Genomic DNA, 8733 nt, shown 5'->3' on the forward strand with positions numbered 1-8733 from the left:
GCCATCTGCGCCTGGTCTGACGATTGCGCCTTGGCTCTTCTGTCTGAACTGCGCCAGGCTGAGATCAGGGTGCCCGATGTCGTCTCGATCATGGGATTCGACTCCTCGGATGTTGCCGCTCTAGCCGGCTTGTCTTCAGTAGCCCAGCCGGCCAGAGACATAGGAGCCGAGGCCGCCAGAAAGGCCATGCAGCTCATCAACGGCTCACCCTTAACCGAACCGCACACACAGGTCAAGACTCATATCATCGACAGAGCCACCACCGGTCCAGCTCCTAGGGACGAGGGACGTTGAGCATACCTGTCCTGGCGACCTGACCCAGCCAAGTCAAAGAAGGCTTGGGAGTTCGCTTGAATGTCTTGCGGTCCACGCTGATAAGACCAAATGTTGGATCGTATGAACCCCACTCATAGTTGTCGAGCAATGACCAGTGAAGATAACCCAAAACATCAATCCCCAGGTCCATAGCCTTCTTGAGACCCACAAGAGCATCGTGAGTGTAGTCGATCCTGCGGGCATCATTATCAGTGGCCAAGCCATTCTCAGTCACGAAGACCGGAACGCCACCGGTCAGATTCCAGGCAGTCTGCACGCCAATGCCTAAGGCGGGAGGAAAGTATTCCCACCCGTTCTTAGTCTTTTCAGCTTCTGCAGGAACCGGCAGCGGTCCATTTTTGCCGATGAATGTACGCAGATAGGCCTGCACACCGACCCAGTCATCTCCGGCCGCATGCTCGAAGAAGAAAGTCTCGCGCCAATAGGCGTAATCGCTCGTTTCCTGCTCACAGCCCGGCATGGCGTGAAAGGCCTGAGCAGCAACTGACCAGCCCACACGTTTGGATTTGTCCTGTCTGAGCAGAGCAGAAGCCTGAAGATGGGCCTGCAGAATGATACGCGCTATCTTCTCGCTCGGCTCCGGAAGGGAGGAAGCGGCCATATCCTCTCCGGTCTCCCCTCCCTGAGTCATGGCCACCATGTTGGGCTCATTGATAGTGCAGATCCAGGTGACTCCATCCAAGATCGGAAGAACAAAACGAACGTAACGAACAAATAGGTCCGGCGCGGAGGGATTGCTCCAACCACCCTTGGCAGCAAACCACCTTGGAACGGTGAAGTGGTGAAGGGTCACCATGGGCTCCACGCCATGCGCCCTGCAAGATTCGATCATCCGGGCATAGTGCATCAGCTCAGCTTGGGAGAAGCAACCCTCCTCCGGCTCAATTCGAGCCCACTCAATGGAGAATCGGTACATCTGCAAACCTGAATTTGCCAATAGTGATATATCTTCATCATACCGATGATAGCTATCGCAGGCATCTCCTGACGGCTCTTTGATGTCAGTCCCATCAGTATGCTCGCGAACCCACCAATTACTGTTGATATTGTTTCCTTCAACCTGATGAGCGGCCGTGGAGGCTCCCCAGATAAAGTCTTCCGGAAATTGCATGGCATCTGTCATAGGCTGCTTTCCTCTCTGTATCTGTGACAGGTAATTGATGTTTACTTGATGCCGCTCATGGTCACACCTTGGATAAAGTATTTCTGAAGGAAGACGAACAGCAGCAGGATAGGCGTGACCACAAGGACGGCTCCAGCCAGCAGAACACTGTAGTTGGTCGCATTTTGCCCCGTGGAATACAAAGACAGAGCAACGGGCAAGGTGTACATTTTGTTGGACTGGGCAGCAACCAAGGGCCACAGGAAGTTGTTCCAAGAAGATAGGAAAGTCAAGACGGCAAGCGTGGCCAAAGGCGGCTTGCACTGCGGCAAAACTATCTGGAAGAAGATCCGCAACTCACCCGCTCCGTCTATCCGACCAGCTTCCAAGAGGGCATCAGGGATACTCTGCATGAACTGACGCATCAGGAACACACCAATGGGTTGAGTCAGGAAAGGCAGAATGAGCGCGAAATAGCTATTGAGCATATGCAGGTTCGAAATGATCACGAACAAAGGTATAAAAGTAGCGACACTCGGTACCATGAGCGTAACCATGACCAGCAGGAAGAGCACGTTCTTGCCTGCGAAGTCGATCTTCGCCAGCGCATACCCGACCATGGAGCAAAAGACCAGGTTACCCAGCATCGTCACCACGGCTACTACAAGACTGTTAATAAAATAGTTGCCAAAATGAAGCTGAGTAAACCACTGCGTGAAATTGCCCAGGGTTGGGTTTTTAGGCAAGAGTGTAGGCGGTACTGCCATAATTTCACGCTGAGTCTTGAGCGACCCCAGAACCATCCAGAAGAAGGGAAAGACCCAGATTATGCCGACCAGAGAAAGAACTACATAGGTAATGCCATGGGCCTTTCGAAATCTCGTCCATAGACTCGGTTTGTTCTCTGATATTTCCGGCGACATCGTTACTGCAGTGGTTGACATATTCCCCTCCTAATCCTCAGACTTGAGAATTCTGAACTGGAGCAGACTCACCAAGGCGATGATGGCGAAGAGCACATAGCTTGCCGCCGACGACATACCATACTGCCCGAATCCAAACTTTTCATAGATGTAATAGGAAGCCGAAAGGGTTGAATCCAAAGGACCTCCCTGGGTCATGACAAAGGATTCTTCAAAGAACTGCAGGTAAAGCACCGATTGCAGGACGGCGCCAAGAAGAAGAGTGGGCCGGAGCAGAGGAAGGGTGATGCTGCGAAACTTGCGCCATTCCGATGCGCCATCCATCTCTGCGGCTTCGAGAACCTCTTCAGGTATGGCCTGCAGACCAGCTAAAAAGATGATCATCAGGGTGCCCATGTTCCGCCATAGGGTCATGACCATCAAGGCCGGCAGGGCCGTCCTGGTATCATGCAGCCAGTCAGGGCCCTGAACTCCGATAGTTGCAAGAAGGGTGTTTAGCAGACCATCTTTTTGCAGGATGTAGCGCCACACCACCGAGACTGCCACAGTGCTCGCAACCACGGGAGCATAGAACAAGGCACGGAAGAAAGCGTTGACATGCCTGAGCCCCTTATTGAGCGCAACTGCGAAGGCTAGAGCAACAACCATGGTCAGCGGAAGCCCGACAACCACGAATATGCCTGTAGTCCCCAGGGAATGCAAATACCTGGGATCCCGGAACAACTTAAAGTAATTGCTCAGCCCCATGAAGTTGACGTTGAAGGGTGTTTGGATATCCCTGGCAGTGATGTCAGTAAACGACATCACCAGCGAAGTAGCCAAAGGAATCAGCATAAATATAGCAAAGACAATCACGAACGGCAGCGAGAACCCCCAGGCGACCAGAGTCCTTCTGCGGCGAGCGAGTCTCATCGACGACCCGCTCGCCTTCATAGATCGTCTTCGTTCTGCACGGATACGCGACGAAGAATTCATAGCAGAGCTACATTCCTGTCCCTATGGAGTCAGCCTGTTGCTGCAACTCCTTAAGACCATCCTCGACGGATACGGTTCCCCTGTTCATTTTCTCATAGATGGTATCTGCGGTTTTGCCCATCTCGCCCCATGTGAAGGTGACTGGCATGGAGTGAACATGCTTGAGCTGCTCTTCGAATGCCTGCAGCTTGGCATTACCTGCAAGTTCCTTGTCTTTCCATGCTTTGCCTGAGGCGGGAAGATCGGCAGTAGCCTTATACCAATCAACCTGGGTCTGCGGCTGTGCAAACCACTGGATGAACTTCCAGGCTGACTGCTTGTTCTTCGATGTTTTGAAAACCGCCCAATTGCAACCCCCGACAAAAGAGGTTGACGACTTCTTGGCAGGCACCACAGCCGTGGCGTACTTGTCTGCGAAGCCTGGCCCGCCAAGCTCCTCAATCTGACCAGCAGCCGTTGGGCCCTCGATCATCATCGGTGTTGCACCTGAGACGAACTGTTGCATGTTGGAACCTGGGGTAACATCAGCATTCACATCCGCTAGCCCATCCTTGAAAAGGCTGGTCGTGTACTTCAGAGCGTCTTTCAACTCGGGAGTGTCGAAGGTATAAGCCTTATTGTCCTTGCTGACAAACTGGGCCCCATCCGAGAAGGCAAAAGGCGACATGCCTTGGAAGCTGTCAGTCCCTGTAGGGAACATGAAGAATCCGTACTCCACTCCATCGGCCTTCTTCAAATCGCTGGACATAGCCTTGAGCTCATCCCAGCTCTTTGGCGCATGATCCCAGCCGGCCTGTTTGGCAATGTCGGTACGGTAATACAGCACTCGGGTGTCAACATACATGGGCACTCCAAGCTGAGTCTTGCCGACCTTGCCACTGGCCTTAAGCCCGGCATTCAGATCGCTCATGTCCAGGTCAGCCGGCACCGCGGACAATGCTTTTGAGTAGGTAGCCATGTCAGTGTTGCCCATCATGGCTACATCCGGACCAGTACCTGCTGCTATGGCCGTTTGGAACTTGTCCTTGTAACTGGACCAAGGAATGGAAGTGACGGATATCTTTACATCGGGATTCTGCTGCTCGAACTTTTTTACGAAGCCGTTCATCTTCTCACCCTCGTTGCCCATGGCCCAAATGGTCAATTGACCACTGGCCTTGGAGTCACCGATATGAGATACTGCCGTGTTGTCCTTTTCTGCTCCAGAATCAGCTGTACGGCCACATGCAGCCAAGGAAACCATAGCAGCAATGCTCGTTATTCCGGCTACCACCATCGTCAACCGCGATCTCATCTGAACCTCCTTGCTCAGGTAGCTAAACGCTTAGATAGCTTGTTCAGTATAAACGATTAGGCATTACTATGTCAATCAAGACCAGGGTGGATCGCAGAAAAGATGGCGGCCTCTTAAGGCCGCCATCTTGTTGAGATTCCTATGAATCTTACGGGAGAAAACGAAAACTACTTGGTGAAGTCCACATCCTTGGTTTCGTGGCAGGTCAGCACTGCCACCAGGCAGCAGACCGCCATGACGGCCAGGTAGAGCCCGACCGAGCGCACTCCCCAGTGGGAGGAGAGCCAAGTGGCGATGGTAGGCACGAAGGCCGCGCCCACGATGGCCGCCAAGTTATAACCGATACCGGAACCCGAGTAGCGCACATTGGCGTCAAAGAGCTCCGGCAGGAAAGCACCGATGGGCCCGAAGGCGATGCCCATCAGGGCGAACCCGACGCAGAGGAAGACCATGACCTGGAAGGTGTTGTGATGGGCCATGAGCAGGTAGGGGAAGACCAGGCTGAAGACCACCAGCATGACGGAGCTGCCGATCAGCACCCGGCGACGGCCTATGCGGTCCGCATAGACGCAGGCCAGCACGATGAAGAGGGCGAAGACCAGGATGGAGACCATGAGCATGAGCAGGTACTCCTGGTTGGTGAAGCCCAGTCCGCCGCCGCCCTGGGACTTGGGCTTGGTGCCATAGGCCAGGGACCAGGTGGCCAGGGTGTAGAAGAGGGTGTAGGTGACCGCGACCAGGAAGGTGGCCTGGAGCACCTGGCGCCAGCTCTTGCGGAAGACCTCCAACAGCGGGGTCTTGACGACCTTCTGCTGATCCAGGGCCATCTGGAAGATGGGGGTCTCCTGCATGGAGACGCGCACGGCCAGCCCCACGACCACCAAGATGGCGGAGAGCAGGAAGGGCACGCGCCAGCCCCAGCTCAGCATCTGCTCGGGGGTGCAGAACATCTCCAGCAGGAAGTAGGTTCCGTTGGCCAGGAAGAAGCCGATGGGGGCGCCCAGCTCAGGGAAGGAGCCGTAGAGGGCCCTTTTGCCTTCCGGGGCGTTCTCAGTGGCCACCAGAGCCGCGCCGGACCACTCGCCGCCCAGGCCGATACCTTGCACGAACCGGCACAGGCACAGGACCACCACGGCCCAGAGTCCCCAGGTGGCATAGGTGGGCAGGACGCCGATCAGGACCGTGGAGCAGCCCATGGTCAGCAGGGAGACCACTAGCGTGGTCTTGCGTCCCTGGCGGTCACCGAAGTGACCGAAGATCAAGGATCCCAGTGGCCGCGCGATGAAAGCGATGGCGAAGGTCAGCAAGGAGGCCAGGAGGGCCACGGTCGGATCGGTCTTGGGGAAGAAAAGCTTGGGGAAATAGTTGGCCGAAGCCGTCCCGTAAGCGTAGAAATCGTAGAACTCGATGGCCGTGCCGACCATGGAGGCCCCGATGACTGTGCGGACCGAGCTGCGGGTCACACGGGTGCTGCCGGACGCGGACGCGGACGCTGCCGGGGAAGCAACACTGACGTCGTTTGCCGTCACTTCATCTCATCTCCTTATAGAAAAACCCCGCTGTTGGCAGGGTCTGATGCGATGAAGCCTATGCGTCCAGCCCCGCCTTCCGACGGGGCCGAACAATGAAGATTGTCGAGTCAGTCCGCCGGTGAGGACGGGCTAATAATTCGTGCGGACACAGTGCCGAATCGGCGGGTGTCTGTCAAGCTGGTCATCACGGCGAACCTCCCTTCATCATTCACGAATCGGATGCGTTCTCTGCGCATCCGCATTGGTGCCGACCATAGGCCTGGCACCGGCTTGTTCAACAAGACAGGTCCACTATGTGGACGGATGGTCATTGGGGTCAGTGAAGAACCGGCCCGGAAATTCGTCGGAGATCAGAGCCTGACGGTCGGCACGCATCAACGCGCAGGAGAAGGAAAATCCGGCGGCCAGCGCATCCGGCGGCACCAGGAAAAGGGCAGTGGCCAAACCGTCGGCCAGGCCCGTGGGGTGTTCGTTGTTCTTCTCGTCAGTCACTACCCAGGATGCCAGCACGCGGTCGACCGGACGGCCGTCGATGGCATCCAGGATGTGGTGAAGGGCTGTCAGTCCGGCCGCTGCGGCATCCTCGGACCGGTCGGCCCAGTGACGACGGCTGGGGGCCGAGGCGCACAAGGATCCATGGGACAGCTCGATCCGACCCACGCCTGCCGACAGATCGCTGGGATCCTCCATGGCTATAGAGACCGGGTGAGAGGTCCGCATACGCATGTCGCCGCCAGCATCGATCACATACTCTTCGACCCGAGGTTCGAGCAGGTCAGCAATCAGATCCACCAGATAGCCCTTGCCGACTGCCCCGAAATCAAGGCTGACCGGACCGGTAGTCATAAGGGCAGGGCCCTGACGCCTGAGGTCATCGCCCCAGGTCGGTCGCCCGTGGATCCGCCCCAAATGACCAGCGGCATCGGCCTGCAGCCGGAAGGTCGGCTGCCTGCCGTAGCCCAGACGGGTCAGGTCCTCGCCCACCATGGGGTCCAAGGCCCCGTCGGTGGCGGAATACAGCCTGTCATATAGGTCAAAGAGCCCCCGGCAGTAGTCAGGAAAGACAAATCTGCCCCCATGAGTAGCCTGGGCCATTTGCGCAGGTATGGCATCCTGCCTGAACCGTGACAGGGCACGCTCGTAACCCTCAATCAGATTGACGATGGCGCCGTGCAGCCGTTCTCCCAGAGGCCTGTCCGTGGAGATGACGATTCCCGTACCGACCGCCTCAGGGAAGGCGGTCAGGCAGGGCAGAGCCATGGATCTTCCTTAGTCGATCAGCGAGTGGATCTGCACGATTTGATCGCGGCCCGGACCCGAGCCCACGGCCGAGATGCGGCAGCCGGACAGATCTTCCAGACGATGGATGTAGTCCTTGGCCTTGGTCGGGAACTCGTCGAAGCTCTTGGCACCGGAGATGTCCTCGCGCCAGCCCGGCAGCTCCTCGTATACCGGCTGGGCGGATTGGAACTCGGCCTGGTCCACGGGCATCTGGTCCACCCTCACCCGGGAGCCGTCGGACCGGGTGATGTCGTAGCCCACGCAGACCGGGATGGTCTCCAGACCAGAGAGAACATCCAGCTTGGTCAGCACGATGTCGGTCAGGCCATTGATCTGCACCGCATACCTGCTGACCAGCGCATCGAACCAGCCGCAGCGGCGGGAGCGGCCAGTGGTCACCCCGTACTCGTGGCCCTGACGGCGCAGCCATTCGCCCTGCTCGTTGTCCAGCTCCGTGGGGAAGGGCCCCTCTCCCACGCGGGTCACATAGGCCTTGGCCACGCCGACCACCCGGTCGATCTTGGTCGGTCCCACGCCAGTGCCGGTGCAGGCGCCCCCGGCTGTGCAGTTGGATGAGGTGACAAAGGGGTAGGTGCCATGGTCCACGTCCAGCATGGTGGCCTGTCCCCCCTCGAAGAGGACGTTCTTGCCCTGCTCCAGAGCCTGGTTGAGCATCAACGAGGTATTGGCCACGTAGGGCTTGAGCCGCTCAGCGTATCCCGCCAGTTCTTCAACGGTGGCCTCCACCTCGATGGCCCGGCGGTTGTAGAGCTTGACCAGCATCTGGTTCTTCTGGTGCAGGCTTGCTTCCACCTTGTCGCGCAGGTGGTCGACATTGAACAGATCGTGCACACGAATGCCCACACGGTTGATCTTGTCAGCATAGGCTGGGCCGATCCCGCGACCTGTTGTACCGATCTTGTGCTTGCCCAGGAAGCGCTCGGTCACCTTGTCCAAGGTCCGATGGTAGGGAGCGATGATGTGCGCGGACTCGCTGATCCTCAGCCGGCTGCAGTCCACGCCGCGGGACTGGAGCCCATCAATCTCCTCGAAGAGGGCGGCCGGGTCAACCACGACGCCATTGCCGATGACCGGGGTAATGGCCGGGTGAATGATCCCCGAAGGCAGAAGATGGAGGGCGTATTCCTGGTCGCCCACCACCACGGTATGGCCGGCATTGTTGCCCCCGTTGAACCTGGCGACGTAGTCCATATGCTCGCCGATCAGATCCGTTGCCTTGCCCTTGCCCTCGTCGCCCCACTGGGCCCCGACGATCACGATTCCCGGCAT

General features: G+C 57.4%; 8 protein-coding genes. 1 reads left to right on the forward strand and 7 read right to left on the reverse strand.

Translation table 11 applies throughout. The annotated features are described in order from the left end of the window. Positions 1–294, forward strand: a 294-nt coding sequence (locus AC0AP0_RS05950; RefSeq protein ID WP_490429704.1) for a substrate-binding domain-containing protein, incomplete at its 5' end; no start/stop codon positions are given. Here AC0AP0_RS05950 and AC0AP0_RS05955 read toward each other — a convergent pair. The 7 genes from AC0AP0_RS05955 to AC0AP0_RS05985 all read right to left on the reverse strand — a co-directional run. Further along, positions 275–1459, reverse strand: a complete 1185-nt coding sequence (locus AC0AP0_RS05955; protein ID WP_490429705.1) for a glycoside hydrolase family 1 protein — start codon at positions 1457–1459, stop codon at positions 275–277. The genes AC0AP0_RS05950 and AC0AP0_RS05955 overlap by 20 nt on opposite strands. A gap of 41 nt (positions 1460–1500) precedes the next feature. Next, a complete protein-coding gene (locus tag AC0AP0_RS05960) occupies positions 1501–2382 on the reverse strand; it encodes a carbohydrate ABC transporter permease (protein ID WP_490429706.1) in 882 nt (293 codons plus the stop codon). Positions 2383–2391: 9 nt separating this feature from the next. Next, positions 2392–3273, reverse strand: a complete 882-nt coding sequence (locus AC0AP0_RS05965; protein WP_490429707.1) for a carbohydrate ABC transporter permease — start codon at positions 3271–3273, stop codon at positions 2392–2394. Positions 3274–3343: 70 nt separating this feature from the next. After that, complete coding sequence (locus tag AC0AP0_RS05970) at positions 3344–4630, reverse strand: extracellular solute-binding protein (protein ID WP_490429708.1); 1287 nt, start codon at positions 4628–4630, stop codon at positions 3344–3346. Positions 4631–4797: 167 nt separating this feature from the next. Beyond that, a complete protein-coding gene (locus tag AC0AP0_RS05975) occupies positions 4798–6054 on the reverse strand; it encodes an MFS transporter (protein WP_195760154.1) in 1257 nt (418 codons plus the stop codon). A 399-nt stretch (positions 6055–6453) separates the two neighbouring features. Then, positions 6454–7422 carry an FAD:protein FMN transferase gene (locus tag AC0AP0_RS05980; protein ID WP_490429709.1) on the reverse strand — a complete coding sequence of 323 codons (969 nt, stop codon included), beginning with the start codon at positions 7420–7422 and terminating at the stop codon, positions 6454–6456. A 9-nt stretch (positions 7423–7431) separates the two neighbouring features. Next, positions 7432–8733, reverse strand: a 1302-nt coding sequence (locus AC0AP0_RS05985) for an adenylosuccinate synthase (protein WP_490429519.1), incomplete at its 5' end; no start/stop codon positions are given.

This window comes from Bifidobacterium sp. POST2/T3 (B1) (genome assembly GCF_058197115.1).

What these genes read in the sequence shown, in the direction of transcription:
- AC0AP0_RS05955 (WP_490429705.1), bottom strand. Translation starts at nt 1,459, where the DNA reads ATGACAGATGCCATGCAATTTCCGGAAGACTTTATCTGGGGAGCCTCC.
- AC0AP0_RS05960 (WP_490429706.1), bottom strand. Translation starts at nt 2,382, where the DNA reads ATGTCAACCACTGCAGTAACGATGTCGCCGGAAATATCAGAGAACAAA.
- AC0AP0_RS05965 (WP_490429707.1), bottom strand. Translation starts at nt 3,273, where the DNA reads ATGAGACTCGCTCGCCGCAGAAGGACTCTGGTCGCCTGGGGGTTCTCG.
- AC0AP0_RS05970 (WP_490429708.1), bottom strand. Translation starts at nt 4,630, where the DNA reads ATGAGATCGCGGTTGACGATGGTGGTAGCCGGAATAACGAGCATTGCT.
- AC0AP0_RS05975 (WP_195760154.1), bottom strand. Translation starts at nt 6,054, where the DNA reads ATGGTCGGCACGGCCATCGAGTTCTACGATTTCTACGCTTACGGGACG.
- AC0AP0_RS05980 (WP_490429709.1), bottom strand. Translation starts at nt 7,422, where the DNA reads ATGGCTCTGCCCTGCCTGACCGCCTTCCCTGAGGCGGTCGGTACGGGA.